A 22,420-nucleotide genomic window follows, 5' to 3' on the forward strand; every position below is an offset into this window, starting at 1 on the left:
GTCATGCGAACGTGCCGTCGTGCTGTAACTATCTTGGCTCTCAGTCTCACGCCTCTCGCGGCGTGGTCTGCGGTTCCTGTGGTCGATAGCAACTCTGGCTATGGAAATAGCGGGAGCAGTTATCCACCAGCGGGTTATGGCACGAACGGCGCCTATGCCGGGGGAGGGGTTTCGACCCCTGTCTCGGCACAGGGCGAGCTGTTCCAGCAACTGCAGCAAATGCAGGAGCAGATCGCACGGCAACAGGGTGTGATCGAAGTTCTGCAAAATGATGTAGCGCGCATGAAGCAAGAAAGCCTGGAGCGTTACCAGGATCTTGATCGGCGCATAGGAAGCGGTGTGGCACCTGCCGCGACTCCTGAGAATTCTTCCGCCGCTGGCAATGCCAGTGCCGCCGGTGCGGCAGCCGGAGCTGCTGCTCCAGCGCCTGCCGCCAGTAGCGAACCGGGTGATCCGGCCAAGGAAAAGCTCTATTACGATGCTGCCTTCGACCTGATCAAAGCCAAGGATTTCGACAAGGCCAGCCAGGCCTTCTCGGCATTCCTGCGCAAGTACCCCAACAGCCAGTACGCTGGTAATGCCCAGTACTGGTTGGGTGAAGTGAACCTGGCCAAGGGCGACCTGCAAGGCGCTGGCCAGGCATTCGCCAAGGTTTCCCAGCTCTATCCCAAGCACGGCAAGGTGCCGGATTCGTTGTACAAGCTGGCTGACGTAGAACGCCGCCTGGGTCATACCGACCGGGTCAAGGGCATCCTGCAGCAGGTCGTGGCCCAGTATCCGGGGACTTCCGCCGCACAATTGGCTCAACGGGATTTGCAGCGCATGTAAGTGTGCTGGCGCCCGTAACAAGAAACCCGCGCTTGTCGCGGGTTTTTTCGTTAGAATCTGCGCCCTTTTATGACACACGCTTCCTGGGATCTACGCGTTGACGGGGTTCCTTGAAGTGCCTGATGGAGGCGGACAGCCTGTTTAGCTGTTACGCCCGTGGCGAATATGCAAGACACATTGAGAATCACCGAAGTTTTCTACTCGTTGCAGGGGGAAACTCGGACTGCCGGGCTGCCTACGGTTTTCGTGCGCCTGACCGGTTGTCCGCTGCGTTGCCAATACTGTGACAGTGCCTATGCCTTCAGCGGCGGCACCCAACGTACCCTCGACAGCTTGCTCGAGCAGGTTGCCGGATTCCGTCCGCGTTATGTCTGTGTCACCGGTGGCGAGCCGCTGGCGCAACCCAACGCCATTCCTTTGCTCAAGCAGTTGTGCGATGCCGGCTACGAGGTTTCGCTGGAGACCAGTGGCGCCCTCGATATCTCGGCGGTGGATCCACGGGTCAGCCGGGTCCTGGACCTCAAGACCCCGGGCTCCAAGGAAGCCCAGCGCAATCGTTACGAGAACATCGAGCTGCTGACGGCCAACGATCAGGTCAAGTTCGTCATCTGTTCTCGCGAGGACTATGACTGGGCGGTCTCCAAGCTGATCCAGTACCGCCTCGAGCAACGAGCCGGTGAAGTGCTGTTTTCGCCAAGTCATCACGACCTGGATGCACGGGAACTCGCTGACTGGATTGTTGCCGACAACTTGCCGGTGCGCCTGCAGTTGCAGTTGCACAAGTATCTTTGGAACGACGAGCCGGGGCGTTGAAATGACCAAGCCAGCAGAACACCAAGCAGTACCTGAAAAACGTGCAGTGATCCTCCTTTCCGGCGGCCTGGATTCGGCCACCGTGGTCGCCATGGCTCGCGCTGAAGGCTACAGCTGCTACACCATGAGCTTCGACTACGGCCAGCGCCACCGCGCGGAGCTGCAGGCTGCCGAACGAGTGGCCCGTGACCTGGGAGTGGTGGAGCACAAGGTCATTGGCCTCAACCTCGATGGCATTGGCGGCTCGGCCCTCACCGATAGCTCTATCGACGTGCCGCAGGCACCTGGTGAAGGGATTCCTGTCACCTATGTGCCAGCGCGCAATACGGTGTTCCTTTCTCTGGCCCTGGGCTGGGCGGAAGTTCTCGAGGCTCGGGATATCTTCATCGGGGTCAATGCGGTGGATTACTCCGGCTACCCGGATTGCCGTCCCGAGTTCGTCGAGGCCTTCGAGCGCATGGCCAACCTGGCGACCAAGGCCGGTGTCGAAGGGCAGGGCTTTCGGATCAAGGCGCCCCTGCAGAACCTCAGCAAGGCCGACATCATCAAGGCCGGAGTACGCCTTGGAGTCGATTACGGGCTGACTGTCTCGTGCTACCAGGCGGATGACCTGGGCCGTGCCTGCGGTAAATGCGACAGCTGCCGCCTGCGTGCCGATGGCTTCCGCGCAGCCGGTGTCAGCGATCCAACACCCTATTTTTGATTTTTTTCATCTAGGGTGTTGAATTATCGTTAGAAATCAGTATTATACGCGCCACCACACAGCGGGTCGTTAGCTCAGTTGGTAGAGCAGTTGGCTTTTAACCAATTGGTCGTAGGTTCGAATCCTACACGACCCACCATATTCAAGGTCGGATGCGGTACTAGGAAGGGGCTTGCAAGGGCCAGTCTACTAGTCTTGCAGCCGTCTGGAGCGAACCAAAGGCGCGCTCCTAGATGATGTCAATATGAAATAGCCCACTGCCGGTCCCGGTCAGTGGGTTTTTTCGTTCAAGCGGTCAACAAATCAGCTTCGCCTTAGCTGGGATTGTTCCATCTCGACGCTCGTATCATTAATCCTTGTGCAAACATCGACTTGCCGATGTCCGGCGCCGATCAGGCGCGCACAGTTCATCCCGCCGATACCGGCATTCCTGAAGTGGTATTCCAGCGATGGCCTATAACGGCGCCGAACACTACCCGCACCTCGCCCAGGCACAGGTGGTGCCCGGTCGCGCGTATACATAAGAGCATGCGACCAAAGTTCCTGTATTTTGACGAGCGCCGAAAGACTTTAGCGGGTGCCGAGAACCCGTATGAGGGCGATACGCTGCGTGCTTGGGGCATAGCGCAGTAGCTTAAATTGCACTTTTCCAATTAGCGGCAGACTGGCGTGATCGGTATCAGCCGGTACCAGCAACTGTTTGGCAGAAGCAGGCCTCTGGTAGAGCTGGGACTTAAAAATGAGCTGCAACAGATCGCTGCTTTCATTGAGGAATAGAGGCTATCTGAATGCCTCGTACACCCTGTGATTATCGTCCGCCACCTGCAGGTGAATCTGCGCTGGGGGAGACAGTGGCGGTGCAGACCAGCGCTATTGACACTGGCTTTAATTTTATCGCCCGGTAGGAGCGAGCAGTGGGGCAGCGGTGTGTGTACCGCCGTAGCCTGATTTTAGCTGGCGGGCGTTACACCATGCTCGACTATGACAAAGGGGGGAGGGGTGTTGGCCTTCAGTGACGGCTAGTGCTCTCTTGTTGATCTTTTTTATTGGGATGCAAAGCATTCAATACGGCTAGCTGCCTTTCATCTCGCTCTCCCTCTAGTTTCTGAATACTACTCCTGCCAAATGAGCTTTTTATTTGATCTAGGATTTTCGCCTTCAAGGATTTGCCTAAGTAGAAGGGATGAAGTGCGGAGTGCAGCCACAATAGTTGAAGACCTCTTGAGAATTGCTTCAAGTAACCTTCGAAGCCCGCAGCCCCGCCTCCGAGGTGCAATGACCGAAACGGACCATCAACAGCCCAGCGCAACCCTAACGAATTAGTGACGATTGCATCTACCTCATCAACTGATACAACGCCTAATTTGACTAGAAGAATTGCCTCGCGTAGCAGGGCTGTCTGTAACCGGTTGGCGGCAAACCCAGGAATCTCTTTACGCAGGCAAATAGGCGTTTTACCGACAGCCCGGTAAAAATTTACTAGGCATTCAACATGCTGTGGCAAGGCTTCAGAATGCGGAACAACTTCCACAAGAGGTACCAGGTGCGGAGGGTTGAACGGATGCCCAATCAGCAAGCGGCCAGGCTCCCTGAGGAGACCTGCCTGAACCTTGGTAGTAATCCCTGAACTGGATGACACAAAAATGGTACTTCCCGGGGCGTAGCGTTCAATCTCTGCCCACAAATTTCGCTTGAAAGCTACTCGATCTGGTCCACATTCTTGTATGAGGTCGGCTTGAGAAACTGCTGTTGAAAGCTCTTTATCGAACCTCAGTTTTTCATACAGGTTCGTGGTCTTTAGTCCAAGCGCTTTGAGCGTTGGCTTTATCGAGTCGATGCCATTTCGCAGTCGTTCTTCAGAGGTGGGATCAACATCATGTACGACGACGTGCAGGTCGTGAGCCAGGAACAGTGCTGCCCAAGAAGTGCCGATGACGCCGGAGCCGATGATCGTGACTCTCTGAACAGAATTGTTCCATGCAGCCTTATCGCGCATACAGCCTCACTTTCCTTTTCCCGAGTTCTTGTTGAGACCAGCCGTTCTTAGCGTTTCATTGCCTACGCTTAGAAGGCTACACAGTGTAACTGTGATTTCATAGTCCCCGCTTAATCGGGCTTGTTTCGGGTTTACCTTTACGAGGCCTATCGGAAGTCCCTAGATCAGGACATAAGGCATTCATCCGGCGTGTATGGCGGTAGATTGGGTTCGCGTCGGTTGGCATTTGGGCTGGGGGGGCTGATCTTGTATGAGCGCAAACCCTCGCACTAGGTCGGATGATGGAGCTTGTCACTCAGATTAATAACGGCCTGTAAATCAACTTCAAGCTCATAGCCTTGCCGCACCAGATGCCGTAGCGAGGAATGCTCTGATCAATCTTGAATCGATGGCAATTCGTCATTTGCCAATTGGCTTAGACCATTGCTGATGAACGCGAGATTGTGTGAAAGCACGCGCGACCGCGGTATTTCGGGATGCCTTAGCCACCAGCGCCCCATGTTTTCCCCAACAGCAAATACCGCAAGTGCAAATGCCTCAACTCGTTCTGGGTCTGTGTCGGGTGCCTGTGCCTGAATCAACTGGGCAAGCAGTTCAACGGTTCCGTGGCGTACGTTGGACAACTCATCGCCAAGTTTTCCGGACATCGGAACCAGGGAGCCACCAAACAACGCCTGCCAACGTTTTGGATTTTCTTCGATGATACTCAGGTAGAGATCCGCGCCACGCGCTAAAGACTCGACCGGTGAAAGTTGCAAGTTGGCAAGATCGATTAGCTTTTCTTCGTATTGTTGACGCGCACGCTTGACGCAAGCGAGATACAGCTTGTCCTTGGAGCCGTAGTGGTCGTAGATGATGGGTCGGCTTACTCCAGCGGCTAGGCGAACGCTTTCTACTGTGGTGGATTCGTAGCCGAGATCAATGAATTGCTGCTCGGCGATATCCAGAATTTGTAGCTCCCGAATGGCGCGAGGGACGCGACCATGCTTATGCCCGCTGACCTTGGGCACGGTAGACGACGATTTCATAAAGGGCTCACCTCTACTCATTGGTTATATGCCGAAGGTTTCATAGTGTAGGTCGTCGGTTCAGACGCCGAAAGCGCTTTGTGACTTACCTTAAATGAACATCTCCCGTGGGGCCTTAGGCTCTAGCCGGTTTGGTATATGTCTTGGTTGCGAATGGTAGCTACACTATGTAACCTTCATTGTGTAGCTAAGGCTCGACCATCCGCCTCTTGAGAGTTCCCAAAATGCATAACAATCAGCAACTCGATAGCGCAAAGGCAACAGAGAAGGTTGCCCTGAAAACCTTTGACGGCATTCCACGCATGCCCGCACTGTTCGGACGCCAACCCGGTCCACGACAACGTCCCGATCGTAATGAGGGCTACCCAGCCAAGGGTGCTTCGACTCTGGCCTCTTGGGTTGTAGCTCGTGCCGATGCCAACGCCCTGAAGACATTGCTGCCAGTGGGGTTCACTCTTGCTGAACCATTACTGATCGTTGAGGCCGTCAGCCTTAGCAACCTTCCCTGGCTCGCCGGTCGGGGTTACGAAATGTTGATGGTCAGCGTACCGGTGACGTACAGGAACGGGGACCTTGAGCAGCAGGGGCGACTGGAGTTGGTGACTTGGGAGGATTGTCCTGACGCCATCCTTTCAGGACGGGAGGAGCTTGGCTGGAACAAGGTTTACGCAGACACGATGAAGCGGCATTCAGGTAACGACGGCAAATCCGTTCGTTATATCGCTTCGTGGGGAGGCACTCGTTTCTTCGACATGGAGATAACGCTCAAGTGTCTGCCAGGTATCCCTGGAAGCTGGCGCAAGGGCCCTCTCATGCACTATCGAGTGCTGCCTCGAACCGGAGCCTGGGGCGAACTGGAAGTCGAACAGGTCACAGCAGCTCCTGCTATGGTGCCGTTGACCTCAATGCGCTCACTCAAGGGAGGCATTGGCTGCTTTCGCTTTTACCCTGCCACCTTCGAGCAACTTCCGACTCTCGCGCATGTTGTCAACCGGCTAGCTGCTATCCAGCTTGTCGAGGTGGTCGATGCAGGTCAGGCACAAGTAGCGGCTTGGACACGTCTCCACGACATGCAGGTGTTGAGTTCTACATCTCCTATCCCCTTCGTGGCAAACAGGCCCATAGAGAGTGACGATGAGACCTTCGATCAGGAGGTGCCGTCATGATTGGGCGGATGGGCCCGGCCGTTACGCTTAAGGGAGCGGTGGTGCTCATTACTGGTGCCGCTGGTGCTTTGGGTGGTGATGTAGCCCTACGTCTTGCCAGTCGTGGTGCGAAGCTTGCACTCGCTGATCGCGATGAAGCAGGTCTTGATCGACTTATTAATGATTGCGCGCTGCACAAAGTGGTAGCCCGGAAGTTTGTGGTCGATCTACTAGACAGCGAGCAGTTACTTGCATTGCCGGATCGCGTCGAGCAAACACTGGGGCCGATTGATGTCTTCGTGTCCAGCGCTGGCATTGAGATCAACGCCTGCTTGCATACCATCTCCCCCCAGGAGATCGACGTTCAGCTTGGCATTAATCTTCGTGGCCCGATGGTGCTGACCAGCAAAATAGTCCCTGGTATGCGCGCCCGTAAAAGGGGGCATGTGGTAATCATCTCGTCGATGAGTGGCAAGGTTTTCCTGCCTGCCAAGAGCGTATACGCCGCGGCAAAGGCGGGGTCGCTGGCTTTCGCTCATGCCTTGCGTCGCGAGCTGGTGGGTACAGGTGTTACCACATCTGTCATCGCCCCGTCCGTAGTGATGGGTGCAGGTCAAGCGCACAGAGCCATGTTAGGTACGGCCCTCGATCCCAAGAAGCTGGGTGCAGTCACCATCGAACAGTGCACCAATGCGGTTCTGGATGCGCTGGATCGCCAACTCTCCGAAGTGACCGTGACCGGGAGGCCCAGCGGCATCCTGACAGCGGTACAAGCTGTATGGCCTGGTCTTGCCGATCTTATCATCCGAATGTCGGGAGTGGATCAGTTCGGGCTGGTGACGGCTGAAAAGAACGGACGCCGATAGGCGTAATTCCTTACGATGCTGGAGTCAAGTCATGAACACAGTTCTCAAAGGTATCATTCCTGGAATCATTGATACCCATCTCCACCAGTGGGATCCCCTCACAACACCTCGTGAAAGTTCAGCAGTTGCACGCATATATCCGTATGCACCCAAACTGATAGATAAGCTGACGCCTTGGGTCAAGGATCAGGGTACATGCGACTTCATCATTACCCCCAAGCATGTCGCAACACCGTATCTGCCCGAACAGTATGCAGCAGACGTGGCAGGTACCGTGGCTGCGGTCGGTGTAGCCGTGACGGCTGCCGTTCATGTAGAGGCAGGTTGGCACGCGAAAAATCCGTCAGACGAAACCGTCTGGCTAGAGACTCTGCCCTTTGAGCAACAGGGCCGGCCAAGATTGGCGGGTATTGTTGGCAGAGCAGATCCGCGCAAGGCTGATTTTGCGAGCACGCTGGATGCCCATGCCCGAGCCAGTACTCGTTTTCGGGGTATTCGCTGCTTGACCAGTTGGCATGATGACCCTGGGGTCAAACGCTGGATCGCGGACGAGAAAGTATTGGCGTCCCGCGAATTCCTGCTGGGCTTCGCGGAACTCGCAAAGCGTGGCCTGACCTTTGATGCCTATGTTTACAGCACTCAGCTTCGTGAGGTGGTGACGCTGGCAAGGGAATATCCGGAGACCACCATCATTCTGGATCATTACGCCACGCCTGTTGGCTGGCTCGGTCCAATGGGGCGCTACACAGGTCGCTCGCGTTCAGCACAAGCTGACATCTTCGCGCATTGGTGCGACGCCATGGCGGAGGTCGCCCAGTTCCCCAACATTATCTCCAAGCAGTCCGGTCTGGCGTTCCCGATGCTGGGTCTGAAGCAGGTAGGAATAGCTCGCGCCGCTTTAGCCGAGCGGGTAGCCCCGATGGTGGAGCATGCCGTCAACGTGTTCGGCGAAAACCGGATCATGTTTGGCTCCAATTTTCCGGTCGACAAATCCATTGCGTCCTACTCAACAATAGTAGGGGCATTGGCCGACATTCTCGCGCCGCGAGGACCGGAGTTATTGCGCAAGCTCTTTCATGACAATGCGGTCGATGTATATCGACTTTCGACCGAGGCTTGAAGCAATCCCGACGTTTCTCCCGGCTAGCTAGAATAGGATTTCATTCATGAGCAATGTGATCGATACCTCGCCCGACTCCCGCACCACCTCGCCATTACACGGACTTAGGGTACTGGATTTTGGCCACTTCATCGCTGGGCCGCTGGCAGGTGTTTTTCTTGCCGATCAGGGCGCTGAAGTCATCAGCATTGTCCGACCTGGCACAAAGAGCTGGGATGCGACCACCCAGGAAACACTGAGTCGCGGCAAACAGATCATTGAAGTGGATCTCAAGACAGCGGAGGGCCTTGCTCGGGTGTTGGCATTAGTGCCCGACTGCGACGTGATCATCGAGAACTTTCGACCCGGTGTTATGGACAGACTCGGACTAGGCCACGAAGTCCTTAAGTCTATCAATCCCGGCATCGTTTACGTGTCACTTCCCGGTTACAGCCGGCACGATCCGCGTGCCTCACAGCGCGCATGGGATTCGACGCTGCTGGCGGCTTCCGGTCTGTTCACAGACTCAGCTATTGCCGGGGCCGGACTGGACTTGCCCCCGACACATAGCTCGCTGCCGCTTGCTTCGGTCTATGCCGGAGTGTGCGGGGCTCTCGCTGCTCTTGCCGCCATATATGGACGGTTGAAGCACGGTCAGGGAGACAGCATTGAAGTGCCGTTGATGGATGCCGTTATGACATCAGCCGCTGGGGTCCTGTTCATGATTCACGACCAGCCCAAACGATACAACGTACCTCCGTTGCGCAGAAAGACTGTCGAATCAATCTCCTTGCGCAAGGTGCCGGACGTTATGGCAAATCTGCTTCACAAGAAGGCGGACGGAATGTTGCCACCATTCTTTCGCAACTATCGCTGCAAGGATGGCGAGCTTCTGATGTTGTGCTTGGTCGACAATGCAAGCCAGGTTGACAAGTTGCTGAAGTTGACGGGCTTGCAGGAGGCAGCAGAAGCACTCGGCTTTGTGCAGGGCGACGTATTCGATATCCCCTCCTCCAAGAACAACCTCAATGCTTATCGGGGATTGTCGACGCTCTGGAAAAAACTTGCTCGGCTCCTAGAGGAGCGTTTTGCCACGGATACTGCGGACGCTTGGGCTGAAATCTTGTTGAGTGGGGGAGTTCCGGCCACCCGACAATTTACCACCACTGAATGGGTGGCGACCTCGGTTATGAAGACAAGCGGTATTGTCCTTGAGGAACGTGATGCTCAAGGCCGTATAGTCTACCGGCCAGCGCCGCAAATCGATGTGCGGGGTGAGAACATCGAGACTCCCATCAGACAGCCTGCCGCGCGCGATAGAGTCTCTGGTTGGACCTCCATCAGGACGTTTGAACCACAAAGCGTGATCAATGAAGACACCTATCGTGGTCAGCCATTGGAAGGGGTCAAGGTTCTCGATCTGTGCAACGTGATTGCCGGTCCGACCGCCGGACGCGCCCTGGCCGAACTGGGTGCCGAAGTACTGCACGTCAGCGCTGTGAGGCCGAAGATGGGGCCTCGCCAGACGCTGGTCTATGGCATCGAGGTCAATCAGGGCAAGCGTGATCTGGCCTGTGACCTGCATACCAGCCAGGGGCGCGAAATCATGAATCGTCTGCTGCCGACAATGGATGTGCTGCTCTACAACAAGCCTCCCCAATCCGCTAAACGGCTGGGTGCTGCGCCGGAACAGGTTCATGCAGTCAATCCACGCACCATCGTGACGGCTTTAACCGCCTTCAGCGGTGTGATACCCGGTGGATGGGAAAGTCGGCCGGGCTATGACCCCATCCTTCAGGGCATTTCCGGAATCATGCGTCGCTTTGGAGGTGAAGGTGCTCCGAAAGTGCACGGTATAGCCTCCTGCATTGACTACTTTACCGGCTTTTCCGCCGCCTTCGGGACGCTGGTAGGCCTGCTTGCGCGTGCGAGAGGCAGTACGAGACTCGTTGTCCGAACCTCCCTTTGTCGATCCGCTGGTTGGGTGCAAATTCCGTTTGTTGGACGCCCTCACATGCATCCGACAACCGCAGGTATGCTCGAACGCGGAAACAACCCTCTGGATCGGATTTACCCTACACGGGATGGTTGGGTTCATATTGCAGCGCCGCATGAGGATTGGGCACAGATTCGATCAGCAGCGGGAGAAGATTCCCCACTAAACGGTGATGATGTTATTGGATGTTGGCTGTCACGGCGCATGAAGGGTTCTTCGACGGAACAGGCCGTTACTTGGGCCATGTCGGTAGGCTTTACCGCACAAGCCGTAATGTCGGCCAGAACATTGCGACGAAACGTGGAAACAGGGTCCTATGCCAGGATGCTCATTCCGGCAACGCTACCCTCCGGCCGTCTGCGACAATTCGATCATCCCTCGAACGAGCGCTATATTCTGCCCGAGGCACTCTGGTGGAGGCCCTCCCAGGGCCGTCTTCAGCTCCAGCCCGCACCTGGGCCGGGCGAGCATTCACGTAGCATCCTGCAGGAACTGGGTTACGACAACGAGGCGATCGACAGCTTGCTACATGCCGGCATCGTTGCGGAGCGGTGGTTTGATGGCGCACGCTATCTACCCGACTGAATTTAGGACCACCATATAGCCCACTGCCGGCCCCGGTCAGTGGGTTTTTTCGTTCAAGCGGTCAACAAATCAGCTTCGCCTTAGCGCGAGCTGGTCCAACTCGATGCTCTTATCAGGAATCCTTGTGCAAACATCGACTTGCTGATGTCCGGCGCCGATCAGTCGCTCACAGTTCATCCTGCCGATGCCGACATTCCTGAAGCTGAACGAAGCTGAGCGTTTAGCTAGCTGTCAATTCCACCGGAAACTGCCGATGGCGCTTCTATCCGGTAAGAGATCCATCAGAGCTGCTGGCTCAAACGAATCCTCTATCGACCGGCTGGGCGGTATTCAGAGTGTGCTGGAGGCTTGAATTGGGCAGTGCTGATAGCTCCAGCCAGATGACATTTTCCCAATCCCGCCTAGGCGATGGGCCCGATATCCTGCGCTCCGTCGGCGTCATGCAGACCAGGCGGTGGCATGGCCAGTGCCCAAAGCCTGCCGGGCAATGGAGACGGTCTGTGCGAGCGGCAAGATAAACCAGTGACGAGGCTGTAGAGTGGCCCCCTCTATCGGTTTGGGGGCACAGCATGGCTGCCCTGTACCGCAAACATCTTTTGCACTGGCGGAATACATCATCAATGACTGATCAGTTGATCTCGACATTCATCGAGAAGTGGCTGGATTTTGACCTGCAACTGCGTGAAAAACGCGGCCTCGATTGTGATTCGCTCGAGGTGCTGATGGACTTGCTGGAGCAGATCGAGATCGGGCTGGAGGGGCAGGGCAGCATTCCCAAGAACCTGGCGGGGATCTTCCTCGATATGTGGGGCTCGATGACGAGCAGCGCCGATATGTACGATCAGGATATGCAAAGCAAGATCTATCAGGCGGCCGATCATCTGGCCGATTGTGCCAGGGGCATCTGTATGGGGTGATCTGCGGACGGATATCTCCATGTCGAAGCAAAAATCTTCCTTGCTGGCATCGTGCTAGAGAGTGGCGGCTGGTTTCCTGCGCACCAGGTTCATGACACTGCTCTGGGACAGGAAAAAGCTCCGACCAAACATCGAGATCGAGTGCGCTCGCATCTGCAAGTCATCCGGCGCACTCTGGCAAATATTGCGCTGCGCGCCCCAAGCCAGTGATCATGGCCGTTCGAGGTTCCATACCAACGCCTATCAAGGATCGATACATGAAACTGTCCTGGCCGCGTTTTACCCTGCCCGCCGCACTGCTTCTCTCTCTTTCCCTTTCTGGCTGCGTGTCCGACCTCGGTTCGGGCGCTTATGTCACCCAGGACGATCTGCGTTACGCGCAGTTGCTGGACCAGGTGGACGCGGCGCTGAAGGCGAACATGGCGGTGGTGCTGGTGGCCGACGTGATGCCGCACAAGTCGCTGAGCGATGCGCTGACCATGACCCAGTGGACGCCGACAGCGATCTGGGAATACGAGAAGGACCCGAAGGTGACCTTCGGCCGCAAGTTCCAGACCAACGAGTTGCAGAGAAAGCCTGGCGAGACCTACCTGTTCAAGGCCTTCGAGGTGCATATCCTGCCCCCCGGCAAATACCTGCTGACCGGTGGCAACGACTACCAGATCCACGGCTTGCTCGACCAGATCGGCGCCCGTAGCGGCCCGCCCGGTTCGGGTCGTGGCGCCAATGGCACCGCCTACCTGTCCCCCGAGCTCTATCGCGAGTACTACCGGGAAGAGGTCTGGAAGGACGCCACCTATGGCAGCGAGATCAAGACCGAGAAGGTCTGTACCACCGTGCACGTGGCGTCTGGCGCCTGCGTGGCCTGGGGCGAGCAGCAATATACCCAGACGACGCAGGGCTCTGGGGCCGGGTATTACCAACAGACCGATTCCCGCGATGTGCCGTCGATCAAGGTCCAGGCGCGCCTGCCGGTCGACAAGGCGCTGGCCAGCTTCACCCTCCAGGGCGGGCAATTGCTGCTGGCCCCGCGCATGCACCTCAAGACTCCTGGCTACAAGTACCAGCAGTCCAAGTGCCGGGCGATCGATCCGAAGAAGATCGAGTGTCCGCTGGACAACCTGACCGTCTACACCTGGCCGGCGCCCATGAGCTTTACGCAGAATCTCATCGAGCAACGGGTCCTGAGCGACAAGCACCGGCAACTGCTGTCCAGGCTCCAGCCCATGCAGATCACGCCGCTGGGCAAGCAAGGCATGGAAGACCCGATCTGGGGCGTACCGTTGTCGTTGTCCAAATAGCGGCGTCGAGCCCAGGCCCTTCAAGGCCGCCGCAAGACGACCTTGAAGGGCTTGCCAGCGCAGTGCAAAGGCCGGGTTTTTTTCATCTGCCCCGGCCCTGGCAGCAGGTCCTTTCGCTTCCCTTCGCCAGGTTCTGTCTCGAGTACCGGGGCAATCTCCACCCGCAGCAATCATCGGGGCATCGACCCGCAGGCCGGGTATCCCGGTCCCGGGGTCAAGGCACCTGCCCAAATGCTTCCCTGAGTGCCTTGGCGCCACTCACCAGCAACCCCACATCGGAGCCCACGGCGACAAACACGGCACCCAGCTGCAGGTAGCGCCGGGCCATGGCCGCGTCGCTGGTAAGAATCCCTGGGGCCTTGCCGGCCGCGCGGATTTCCCGGATGGCCCCTGCGATGGCGTCCTGCACCTCGGGATGTGCCGGGTTGCCCAGGTGACCGAGGGAGGCGGCCAGGTCGGCAGGCCCGATGAACACGCCATCGACCCCCGGGACCCTGGCAATCTCCGCCAAGGCCTGGATGCCGGCCCGGCTTTCCACTTGCACCAGGGTGCAAATCTGTTCATCGGCCATCGCCAGGTAGCCGGGGATCTGCTGCCATCGCGAGGCGCGGGCCAATGCCGCTCCCACGCCGCGGATGCCATGGGGAGGGTAGCGGGTGGCGGCAACGATACTGGCCGCCTGCTCGGCGCTTTCCACCATGGGAACCAGTAACGTCTGGGCCCCCAGGTCGAGCAAGTGCTTGATCTCCACGGCATCGTCGCTGGCCGCCCGGACCACCGCATGGGTAGGGGACGCCGCCAGGCACTGCAACTGGGCGAGGGTCGATTGCAGCGTATTGGGAGCATGTTCGTTGTCGATCACCAACCAGTCATAACCGGTGCCCCCGAGCATTTCCGCGGTGTACCCGTTGGCCAGGCCGAGCCACAGGCCGATCAGGGGAGCCCCCGTCACCAGGGCCTGCTTGAATTCGTTATGCATGACTATCTCCTGCACATGCAGTGCTCAGATAAAACGGCAGCCCACGCTGCCCAATGGACCGAAGTCGGCGTGGAATGTATCGCCGGCCTCCGCCCGCACCGGGCGAGTGAAGGAGCCGGACAGCACGATGTGTCCTTTCTCCAGGGCGGTGTCGAATACCGCCAGGCGCCGGGAGAGCCAGGCAACGCCGTTGGCCGGATGGTTCAGCACGCCTGCCGCCAGGCCGGTTTCCTCTATCACGCCGTTGCGCAGGAGCATGGCGCCGATCCAGCGCAGGTCCAGGTCGTCGACGCGCACCGGGCGCCCGCCGAGGATGATCCCGGCATTGGCGGCGTTGTCGGAAATGGTATCGACCACCTTGCGTGGCCGCTGGGTGTCGCCGTCGAGCTGTTCCGAACGTGCATCGATGATCTCCAGCGCCGGCACGACATAGCGCGTCGCATCCAGCACATCCAGCATCGTCACCTCCGGCCCCGCCAGGCGACGATCGAGGATGAAGGCCAGTTCGACCTCGACCCGGGGCAATATCAGGCGCTCGCGGGCAATCTCGCCGCCATCGGGCCAGAGCATGTCGTCGAGCAGCACGCCGTAGTCGGGCTCGTCGATCTGCGAGGCCATCTGCATCGCCCTGGAGGTCAGGCCGATCTTGTGCCCGATGATCCTCCGGCCACGGCCCAGTTTCGTCTCGACCCAGGCACGCTGGATGGCGTAGGCATCGGCGATGGTCATGTCCGGATGGCTCAGGGAGAGCTGGCGAATCTGTTCGCGCGAGCGTTCGGCGGCATCCAGGCGATTGGCGCATTCCTGTATTTCATGGGCATTCAGCATCGTTCTTTTGCGCCTGTTTGCGAGGTGGATGGTTCCCGCCATGCCAGCAGTTCCTGCTCTCGGCCCTGGGCCTTCAAGGACTGCCAGGCCTGTGGCGTCGGTGTCGGCATCTGGAAATCCGCAGACACTTCGCAGTACCAGCCGGGGCTGTGCAGCCGGCCGATCAAGGCCATGGACGTCGGGTCGATGAACATGCGGGTCACGTCGATGATCGCTTCCTCGCACAGGTGCGTACCGACGATGTCGGCGAGGATGAAGGTACGCACGCCATCGATGTCGATCAGTTGGCGAACCCGGCACTCCATCGAGCAAGGGCTCGAGGCGATGCGTGGAATGCTCACTTGCTGGCCGGGCAGCATCTGCAGGCCGGCCTCGAGGGCCTCGTTGACCTGGGCATCGAAATCGATGGAGGTGACGGTCATGCGCCCGGCCATCGGGGCCGAGACCAGGTTAACCACGAACTCTCCACGCTCGATGATGTTGCGCGCGGTGTCCTTGGGTTCTCCCGAGCGCGAGCCGATGCACAGGCACAGCAGCGGTGGGTCTCCCGACATCACGTTGAAAAAGGAAAATGGTGCGACATTGACCGCCCCCGATCCATCGCAGGAACTGACCCAGGCGATGGGGCGGGGGATCACGGTGGAGTGCACCAGGTTGCTGCGCTGCTCCGGGCTCAGCGCCTTCATATCAAAATACATGGCTATGTCCTGAACGGTTTCAGCGATTGGCGGTGGGGGTCTTGTCCTGGTTGGCCGAGTCGACGCCAGGGCGCCGCTCGCTGGCCTGGTGCAACTCGATGAGGTTGCCGGCCGGATCGCGCAGGAACAGCTGTTTCAAGGAGGGCGAGGCCACATTGTCGAGGGTGAAGTACTCGATACCCCGCTCCACGAGCACCTTCTCGGCTGCCAGCACATCCTCCACCGCAAGCGCGAAGTGGTTGGAGACCGGGTCCTGGTCAGGGCGCTTGGCATATTGCGAAACGCCATCGCACCCGAGGATGTGCAACTGGGTGCCATTGGGCAGGTTGAACCACGAGCCGTAGATACCCGGGATCTTCCAGCGGGCCGGGTCCTGGGGCAGTGAAAGGACATCGCGATAGAAGTCCAGCATGGCATCGGCCTGGGCGTTGTTCACGCCGAAGCCTACGTGGTGAAGCTCAACAACTTTCACGGACATTGCGTTTTCCTTGTTGGTTTGCACGCGCTGGCCCCGGGAAGGGGCGTGATAGCAATATCGAAATATAGTACGTGTAGCGTACTATACGGATAAAATACTATTTCCCCTTGGTATGATTGGCAACCTCCTCATTGACCCATGTCGCCCATGTCCCGCTCAAAACCACCTGCATCCAAGCCTGTCGCCAGTCCCGAGCAAGGCTCCGGAACATCTTTCGCCGCATCCGCCGCGACCCGTCCCCACCTCGCCCTGATGCGCGATACCGCCGAAGGCGCGACCGATCGATCCCGTGCCGGATTGGGCCTGCTGATGCTCTGGCTGTGCGATGACATCGAGCAACGTGCCAATGCCAGCCTGGCGCCGTTCGGGCTATCGGAAAGCAAGTTCGACCTGCTGATGTTCTTCGGCCTGGCCGAGCGGGGCCTGATAGAAAGCCAGGCGGTCACGCCGTCCTACATCGCGGATTACTTTGGCGTGACCCGTTCGACGGTGACTGGCCTGCTGGATTGGCTGGAGAAGCGCGACCTGCTCAGGCGCCGCCTGAGTACCGAGGACCGGCGCAGCTTCGCCCTGGAGTTGACCGAGCAGGGGCGCGAGTTGCTGGAGCGGTCCTTGCCGGTGTTCTGGGGGATGTGCGAATCCCTGACCAGCAGCCTGGACCAGGACGAATGCGCGCTGCTGCAAAAGGTTCTTGGCAAGCTCTGGGTGCAGTTGAAAGCGGATTGAGATCAGTCGCCCGCAGGGCTGCAAGGCCATCCGCTGTCGCCTGCGCCTGTCTAGCGCTGGCAGCCCCAAGGCCAGATGGCGTAGCCTCGCGCGCCAGGCCCGCTGGGCCGCACACCACGACCGGCCGGCAATGCCTGGCCCTCATTTCGCACCAGGGATCGTTTCGATGACATGGAAAAAGCTGGCCGCACTCCCCGAGCATAAGTTCGTCGGTGCCTACGGGATCCAATACTGGGCTATTCGCGAGGGCAAGGTCTGGCATCAAGGGCGCAAGCTGGCGGCTGCTGATCCGCAGACATTCGAGTTCTGCGAAGAGCAGTATTTCCTGGGCCGGGATGCTTCCTGCATTTACCACGCCTGGAGCCGTTTGCCGAAAATAGACCGCGACAGCTTTCGCCGAGTCGGCCTGTATTGGCTGGACCGGCAGCATGTCTACTTCGAATATGAAACCTCGTTCAAGGCCCTGCAGGACGTCGATCCCGGCAGCTTTCGCCATGTGGGCGGCAGTTACGGCGCCGACGACCACAGCGCCTGGTACTACGGCCGGAAGATGAGCGGCAACCCACGCTGCATGGACTTGCGGGTCATTGCCGAGAACGACCTGTATGCCTGTGATGGCGAGGCCGTCTACTACGATGGCAAGCCGCTCAAGGGCGTGCTCGCCGCACAATGGCGAATCCTCACCGAGGAGTTTTCGGGTGATGGCAAGAACCTCTATTTCGCCGAGAGAAAACTGGCGCGGGCCGACTTTGCGACCTGGCGGCATGTTCATGGCGCCTGGTCGAAAGACCAGCACCGGGTCTTCCACATGAATCTTGTGATGAAGGACTTGGCGCCCGAGGGCTTCGATGAAACCCAGGCCAGGCACCTGTCCAGATGATGGCGCCTGCACTCCAGGCCCTGCGCCCATACCAGCCAGGATGATCCGCCGTATGTCCAGCACCGACCAGGACCACCTCCCTGACCCCATGCCGGGCGAGGTCGCAGAGTTCATGGCCGCAGCCATCGTCACCGGCGACCTCGAGTTGCCGGAAAGCTATCCGACGCTAGGCGAGTGGGCGCGATTCCAGATCGGCTATCGCTCCCATGGCCTGACCGGCGAAAGCCTTGTCGCCTCTAGCTGCGGCGCCTGGCAGCCGGGCTGGTACGTGATCGCCAGGAACTACTTCGACGATCCGTTCTTCATCGATATCCATGAGCAGGCCGCGGGCTTTCCCGTGTACTTTGCCCGGCATGGAGCGGGTCGTTGGGAGGCGACGATGATCGCCCCCAGCCTCCAGGGTTTCGCCCGGTTGTTGTCGGCATTGCACGACCTGGCCCCGGCAAGTCCGCAAGCCCTGCACTTGATCGAGAATGAAACCGACCTGGCCCTTGAGCTGTGGCGCGAAGTCCATCGGCAACGCAGCGAGTGCGACCAACCAGCAGAGCCGGACGTCGAGCAGCCAGTGCTGGACCAGAGCCTCTACCAATGCGGCCAATTGCTCATCACCGGCATCGGCCCGCAGAAGATCAAGGTGGTGAAGATTTTCCGCGCCGCGCTCGATGTACCCCTGGCACAGGCCCTGGCATTGGCGCAGCAGGACGAAATCCTGGTCGGCAGTGGCTTGCGCATACGCCTGCTGGCGCTGCAAGAGCAACTGCAGGCAGCAGGGGCAACGGTGGAGTTCCGGCCCGATGACGAGCCGGTTCCCTAGGCCGGGTGCGGTGCGGCGAGGGGTCTACTTGCCTGGTTTCTTAAGGCTGACTGGCAGGCCCCACACCAGGTCCTCCATGCCTTTCTCACCCAGTACCTGGGTCTTCATCGGCTGGATGCGCGCCAGCACCTGGCGGCCTGTCTCGGAGAGTTTCGGTTGCTCGTGATCGATGAACTTCTGCGTAAACTCCATGGGCGCGGGTCGCATGTAGACCTGGATGTCCCGCAGGGCGCACTTGATGTTTTGCGTGTCCACGGCCTTGCAGGTTTTCGGGTCGTAGTGCACGCCCGGAGTCTTCAGGTGGAAGCGGTCGCTGAGCAGGATCTGGCCCGGTTTGATGGTGAAGGCCAGCGGGGCATAGGCGTCGGGTATCTGCGCTTGCAGTTTGATGGACTGGACGTCCTGAATCTTCGTGCCTTCGGTCCAACCGCCCTGGGAGACCTGCTCGCGCTGGGTGTAGTTCTGTTGTGACCAGCTCACGCATTGGCCGGACGCCATGTGCACGGCGCTGCAGACGTTCTGGGAGTAGGTCCTGTCGGCATAGGAGGCATCACGCCAATACTCTTCCTTGACGAACCGGCGATACAGCACGGCGGACAGGTTCACCGCGCCCAAGGGCGTGGCCCCCGGCTGGCCCTTGGGCGCCTTGATGTCGGCCAGGGTGCTGTCGATCTTGTAGTCGATCCCGCCGGACAACAGGTAGGTCCCCGGCGGGATGATGTTGACCTCGAGGAAGTCCCACAGATAGACCGCCTCCTTGATCTTCTCCAGGTCGTTGTTGGCGAAGGCCTGCATGTAGGCGATGCCGGGCATGTCCTTGTTCTTGAAGATGACCCGGTGCGAATAGCTGGAAAGATCGGTCACGCTCTTGTTGGGCATCAGCGTCGGCACCAGCACCACGGACATGCCTTCGCGGGTGGCCTGGTCGAGCATGTCCAGCAGTTGGCTGGTAGGGTTCTTTTGCGCGGGGCTGGCAGGGCCGCCAATCGATGCGCAGGCGGCCAACAAGCTGGCGGGGGCCAGGATCGCCAAGGAACGCAGGCTTTTTAGAGTTTTCATTGGATGTCCTTATCGGCACTAGGCCATGACTGGGTACTGGGGTTGCGGCGACCGAAGTTAGTGGATGGGCAGCACCGGGAGTTCCAACCTGCCGTCGACTGGATCACTGTCGAACAGCCTGATCGGCGTTTTCAATAGCACTAAAGCCCTAGGGATGGAAAGCGCAAGGCGCCCTTGTCGTACGGCCTGCCAGCAGGCACCACGGGCCAAACAAATCGCCAATTGCCATGGACAGTGAATTTTTTCGGATTCCTGGCTATCTGATGGCATGGAGCCCCGGCCGGTAGAACACTGGTCATCTCGCTGTCAGCTCGTACCTGCCACCATTCGGGCCCGGGGCAAAGGTATGCATGAGCACAGTCCAGCCATAGGGAAACTGCTATGAAGTCGCGCAAGAAAAGGGTCAAGCCGATCGGCTTGAAGGACATCACCATCGTCGACGACGCCAAGATGCGCAAGGCGATCACCGCCGCTGCGCTGGGCAATGCCATGGAGTGGTTCGACTTTGGTGTCTATGGTTTCGTCGCCTATGCGCTGGGCAAGGTGTTCTTCCCCAATGCCAGCCCCAGCGTGCAGATGATCGCCGCCCTGGCGACCTTCTCCGTGCCATTCCTGATCCGGCCCCTGGGCGGGTTGTTCTTCGGGGTCCTGGGCGACCGCTACGGACGGCAGAAGGTCCTGGCGGCGACCATCGTGATCATGTCCCTGAGCACCTTCGCCATCGGCCTGATCCCGTCCTATGCCTCGATCGGCATCTGGGCGCCGATCCTGTTGTTGCTGGCCAAGATGGCCCAGGGCTTTTCCGTGGGCGGGGAGTACACCGGCGCCTCGATCTTCGTCGCCGAATACGCCCCGGACCGCAAGCGCGGGTTCCTCGGCAGCTGGCTGGACTTCGGCTCGATCGCCGGCTTCGTCCTCGGCGCGGGCCTGGTGGTGCTGATCTCCACCATCCTGGGTGAAGAGAAGTTCCTCGAATGGGGCTGGCGCCTGCCGTTCTTCCTGGCCTTGCCACTGGGCCTCATCGGCCTCTACCTGCGCCATGCCCTGGAGGAGACCCCGGCCTTCCAGCAGCATGTCGAGAAGCTCGAGCAAGGTGACCGCGAAGGCCTGGCCTCGGGTCCGGCGGTGTCGTTCAAGGAAGTGGCGACCCAGCACTGGCGCAGCCTGGTGACCTGTGTCGGCGTGGTGGTGGCGACCAACGTCACCTACTACATGCTGCTGACCTACATGCCCAGCTACCTGTCGCACAACCTGCACTACAGCGAAGACCACGGGGTGCTGATCATCATCGCGATCATGGTCGGCATGCTGTTCGTGCAACCGCTGATCGGCTTCATGAGCGACAAGGTCGGACGCCGGCCCTTCATCATCTTCGGCAGCGTCGGCCTGTTCGTGCTGGCCATCCCGGCCTTCATGCTGATCAACAGCGGGGTGCTGGGGGTGATCTTCGCCGGCCTGCTGATCCTGGCCGTGCTGCTCAACTTCTTCATCGGCGTGATGGCCTCCACGTTGCCGGCGATGTTCCCCACGCGCATCCGCTACAGCGCCCTGGCCAGCGCCTTCAACATCTCGGTGCTGATCGCCGGCCTGACCCCGACGATCGCCGCCTGGCTGGTGGAAACCACCCAGAACCTGTACATGCCCGCCTACTACCTGATGGTGATCGCGGTGATCGGCTTGATCACCGGTATTTCCATGCGCGAGACGGCCAACAAGCCATTGCGTGGCGCGGCTCCGGCGGCGGCCGATATCGAGGAGGCTCGGGAGTTGCTGCAAGAGCACCACGACAACATCGAGCAGAAGATCGAAGACATCGATGCGCAGATCGCCGAGCTCGAAGCCAAGCGCAAGAACCTGGTGCAGCAGCACCCGCGGATCGACTAGGACCTGGGGCCCGGCTCGGCGCCGGGCCCACGACTGGACGTCGTGGCCCAGGGGAGTGGCAGGAGGGCGCTTCAGTCGCGGTCGCGGTGGTCGGCGACGCCGCGCATCCAGTAGCCCTTGCTGCGTACCAGGCGGCGCTGGATCGAGCAGGCGTCGGTGAGATAGTCGCGGACTTCGTTGATCGCCTGGGCTTCGGCGGCGATCCAGAACTGCCCGACCCCCGAAGGCAGCTGGAGCTTCTCGATGCCTTCGAGCAGCAGGTTGGTGGCGTGCGGATGCTCGTCGCGGAACATCCATTCGTAGTTGACCGTGGCCAGGGTGTCCATGGCCTGCAGCTCGGTCATGTTCGCCGCTTCCAGCACCACCACCGCGCGGTCGCCGGGAGCCAGGCTCTCGAGGATGCTCATCACCGCCGGGGTGCCGGTTTCATCGGCGGCCAGCAGTAACCATTCGGCCTCTTCCTGGGGCTGGAAACCACCACGCAATGCCGAGCAGCCGATCCAGTCGCCGACCCGGGCCTGTTCCGCCCAGCGTCCGGCCGGGCCATGGCCATGGCGGACGAAATCGATATCGACGCTGGACGCTTGCCGATCATGCCGGCGGATGCTGTAGGCACGGCTGGCGGGGTTGCCGCCATTGGGCAGGAACAGCTTCAGCCATTGGGCCGGCTGGCACTCCAGGTCGCCACCGAACAGCTCGCCCCTGAAGGTGACGCGCCGTACCAGGGGGGTGAGGTCATGGATGGCGGTGACTTCGATGTCGTACTTCATTTTTTTACGCAGGAACATGAATACTCC

Annotated in this window: 21 protein-coding genes and 1 tRNA gene; 14 read left to right on the forward strand and 8 right to left on the reverse strand. The window is 59.3% G+C overall.

Annotated elements, in window-relative coordinates; translation table 11 throughout:
* The first annotated feature begins 3 nt into the window (after positions 1 to 3).
* The 4 genes from ybgF (at position 4) to GDH07_RS19105 (ending at position 2,483) form a co-directional block, all read left to right on the forward strand.
* Positions 4 to 828: a tol-pal system protein YbgF gene (ybgF, locus tag GDH07_RS19090; RefSeq protein ID WP_152898526.1), complete on the forward strand. Its 825-nt coding sequence runs from the start codon at positions 4 to 6 to the stop codon at positions 826 to 828.
* Between the two features lie 165 nt (positions 829 to 993).
* A complete protein-coding gene (gene queE / locus GDH07_RS19095; RefSeq protein ID WP_031320383.1) occupies positions 994 to 1,641 on the forward strand; it encodes a 7-carboxy-7-deazaguanine synthase QueE in 648 nt (215 codons plus the stop codon).
* Position 1,642: 1 nt separating this feature from the next.
* Complete coding sequence (gene queC, locus GDH07_RS19100; RefSeq protein WP_152898527.1) at positions 1,643 to 2,344, forward strand: 7-cyano-7-deazaguanine synthase QueC; 702 nt, start codon at positions 1,643 to 1,645, stop codon at positions 2,342 to 2,344.
* A 63-nt stretch (positions 2,345 to 2,407) separates the two neighbouring features.
* A tRNA-Lys gene (locus GDH07_RS19105) sits at positions 2,408 to 2,483 on the forward strand.
* Positions 2,484 to 3,353: 870 nt separating this feature from the next.
* Here GDH07_RS19105 and GDH07_RS19110 read toward each other — a convergent pair.
* Both GDH07_RS19110 and GDH07_RS19115 read right to left on the reverse strand, forming a co-directional pair.
* The gene (locus GDH07_RS19110; protein WP_152898528.1) at positions 3,354 to 4,340 is read right to left on the reverse strand and encodes a 3-hydroxyacyl-CoA dehydrogenase NAD-binding domain-containing protein; all 987 of its coding nucleotides are present in this window, start codon (positions 4,338 to 4,340) and stop codon (positions 3,354 to 3,356) included.
* A gap of 374 nt (positions 4,341 to 4,714) precedes the next feature.
* Positions 4,715 to 5,368, reverse strand: a complete 654-nt coding sequence (locus tag GDH07_RS19115; RefSeq protein ID WP_178124087.1) for a TetR/AcrR family transcriptional regulator — start codon at positions 5,366 to 5,368, stop codon at positions 4,715 to 4,717.
* 224 nt (positions 5,369 to 5,592) lie between these two features.
* Here GDH07_RS19115 and GDH07_RS19120 point away from each other — a divergent pair, with 224 nt between their 5' ends.
* From GDH07_RS19120 to GDH07_RS19145, 6 genes are all read left to right on the forward strand, one after another.
* Complete coding sequence (locus GDH07_RS19120; protein ID WP_152898530.1) at positions 5,593 to 6,534, forward strand: acetoacetate decarboxylase family protein; 942 nt, start codon at positions 5,593 to 5,595, stop codon at positions 6,532 to 6,534.
* A complete protein-coding gene (locus GDH07_RS19125; RefSeq protein ID WP_152898531.1) occupies positions 6,531 to 7,379 on the forward strand; it encodes an SDR family NAD(P)-dependent oxidoreductase in 849 nt (282 codons plus the stop codon). Before GDH07_RS19120 ends, GDH07_RS19125 begins: the two co-directional genes overlap by 4 nt.
* Positions 7,380 to 7,410: 31 nt before the next feature.
* Positions 7,411 to 8,499, forward strand: a complete 1,089-nt coding sequence (locus GDH07_RS19130; RefSeq protein WP_152898532.1) for an amidohydrolase family protein — start codon at positions 7,411 to 7,413, stop codon at positions 8,497 to 8,499.
* 46 nt (positions 8,500 to 8,545) lie between these two features.
* Positions 8,546 to 11,059: a CoA transferase gene (locus GDH07_RS19135; RefSeq protein ID WP_152898533.1), complete on the forward strand. Its 2,514-nt coding sequence runs from the start codon at positions 8,546 to 8,548 to the stop codon at positions 11,057 to 11,059.
* A 569-nt stretch (positions 11,060 to 11,628) separates the two neighbouring features.
* The gene (locus tag GDH07_RS19140) at positions 11,629 to 11,976 is read left to right on the forward strand and encodes a hypothetical protein (RefSeq protein WP_246195996.1); all 348 of its coding nucleotides are present in this window, start codon (positions 11,629 to 11,631) and stop codon (positions 11,974 to 11,976) included.
* Between the two features lie 257 nt (positions 11,977 to 12,233).
* Positions 12,234 to 13,277, forward strand: a complete 1,044-nt coding sequence (locus tag GDH07_RS19145; protein ID WP_152898534.1) for a hypothetical protein — start codon at positions 12,234 to 12,236, stop codon at positions 13,275 to 13,277.
* Positions 13,278 to 13,491: 214 nt separating this feature from the next.
* Here GDH07_RS19145 and hpaI read toward each other — a convergent pair whose 3' ends face one another.
* Genes hpaI through GDH07_RS19165 form a run of 4 tightly spaced genes read right to left on the reverse strand, consistent with a single transcriptional unit; the run spans position 13,492 to position 16,260 of the window.
* A complete protein-coding gene (gene hpaI / locus GDH07_RS19150; RefSeq protein ID WP_152898535.1) occupies positions 13,492 to 14,256 on the reverse strand; it encodes a 4-hydroxy-2-oxoheptanedioate aldolase in 765 nt (254 codons plus the stop codon).
* Between the two features lie 24 nt (positions 14,257 to 14,280).
* Entirely contained in the window at positions 14,281 to 15,084 is an 804-nt protein-coding gene (gene hpaH, locus GDH07_RS19155; RefSeq protein WP_152898536.1) for a 2-oxo-hept-4-ene-1,7-dioate hydratase, read from the reverse strand.
* Positions 15,078 to 15,782 carry a flavin reductase family protein gene (locus GDH07_RS19160; RefSeq protein WP_022640491.1) on the reverse strand — a complete coding sequence of 235 codons (705 nt, stop codon included), beginning with the start codon at positions 15,780 to 15,782 and terminating at the stop codon, positions 15,078 to 15,080. The genes hpaH and GDH07_RS19160 overlap by 7 nt, the downstream gene beginning before the upstream one ends.
* 19 nt (positions 15,783 to 15,801) lie before the next feature.
* On the reverse strand, positions 15,802 to 16,260 hold the full coding sequence (locus tag GDH07_RS19165) for a VOC family protein (RefSeq protein WP_022640490.1): 459 nt from the start codon (positions 16,258 to 16,260) through the stop codon (positions 15,802 to 15,804).
* 147 nt (positions 16,261 to 16,407) lie between these two features.
* On the opposite strand from GDH07_RS19165, the gene GDH07_RS19170 reads away from it, so the two are divergent.
* The 3 genes from GDH07_RS19170 to GDH07_RS32550 all read left to right on the forward strand — a co-directional run bounded on the left by GDH07_RS19170 (position 16,408) and on the right by GDH07_RS32550 (position 18,680).
* On the forward strand, positions 16,408 to 16,986 hold the full coding sequence (locus GDH07_RS19170) for a MarR family winged helix-turn-helix transcriptional regulator (protein ID WP_201770009.1): 579 nt from the start codon (positions 16,408 to 16,410) through the stop codon (positions 16,984 to 16,986).
* A gap of 166 nt (positions 16,987 to 17,152) precedes the next feature.
* Positions 17,153 to 17,866, forward strand: coding sequence for a DKNYY domain-containing protein (locus GDH07_RS19175; RefSeq protein ID WP_152898537.1), 714 nt, complete (start codon positions 17,153 to 17,155; stop codon positions 17,864 to 17,866).
* 52 nt (positions 17,867 to 17,918) lie between these two features.
* Positions 17,919 to 18,680: a hypothetical protein gene (locus tag GDH07_RS32550; RefSeq protein WP_246195997.1), complete on the forward strand. Its 762-nt coding sequence runs from the start codon at positions 17,919 to 17,921 to the stop codon at positions 18,678 to 18,680.
* A gap of 24 nt (positions 18,681 to 18,704) precedes the next feature.
* Here the strand turns inward: GDH07_RS32550 and GDH07_RS19185 are convergent, their stop codons facing one another.
* Positions 18,705 to 19,739: a hypothetical protein gene (locus tag GDH07_RS19185; protein WP_103324722.1), complete on the reverse strand. Its 1,035-nt coding sequence runs from the start codon at positions 19,737 to 19,739 to the stop codon at positions 18,705 to 18,707.
* Between the two features lie 381 nt (positions 19,740 to 20,120).
* Here GDH07_RS19185 and proP point away from each other — a divergent pair, with 381 nt between their 5' ends.
* Positions 20,121 to 21,623, forward strand: a complete 1,503-nt coding sequence (proP, locus tag GDH07_RS19190; protein WP_022640485.1) for a glycine betaine/L-proline transporter ProP — start codon at positions 20,121 to 20,123, stop codon at positions 21,621 to 21,623.
* Between the two features lie 71 nt (positions 21,624 to 21,694).
* On the opposite strand, the gene GDH07_RS19195 is transcribed toward proP, so the two are convergent.
* The gene (locus GDH07_RS19195) at positions 21,695 to 22,411 is read right to left on the reverse strand and encodes a siderophore-interacting protein (protein ID WP_152898538.1); all 717 of its coding nucleotides are present in this window, start codon (positions 22,409 to 22,411) and stop codon (positions 21,695 to 21,697) included.
* Between the last annotated feature and the right edge of the window lie 9 nt (positions 22,412 to 22,420).

The organism is Pseudomonas piscis, from assembly GCF_009380155.1.
Classification (GTDB): domain Bacteria; phylum Pseudomonadota; class Gammaproteobacteria; order Pseudomonadales; family Pseudomonadaceae; genus Aquipseudomonas; species Aquipseudomonas piscis.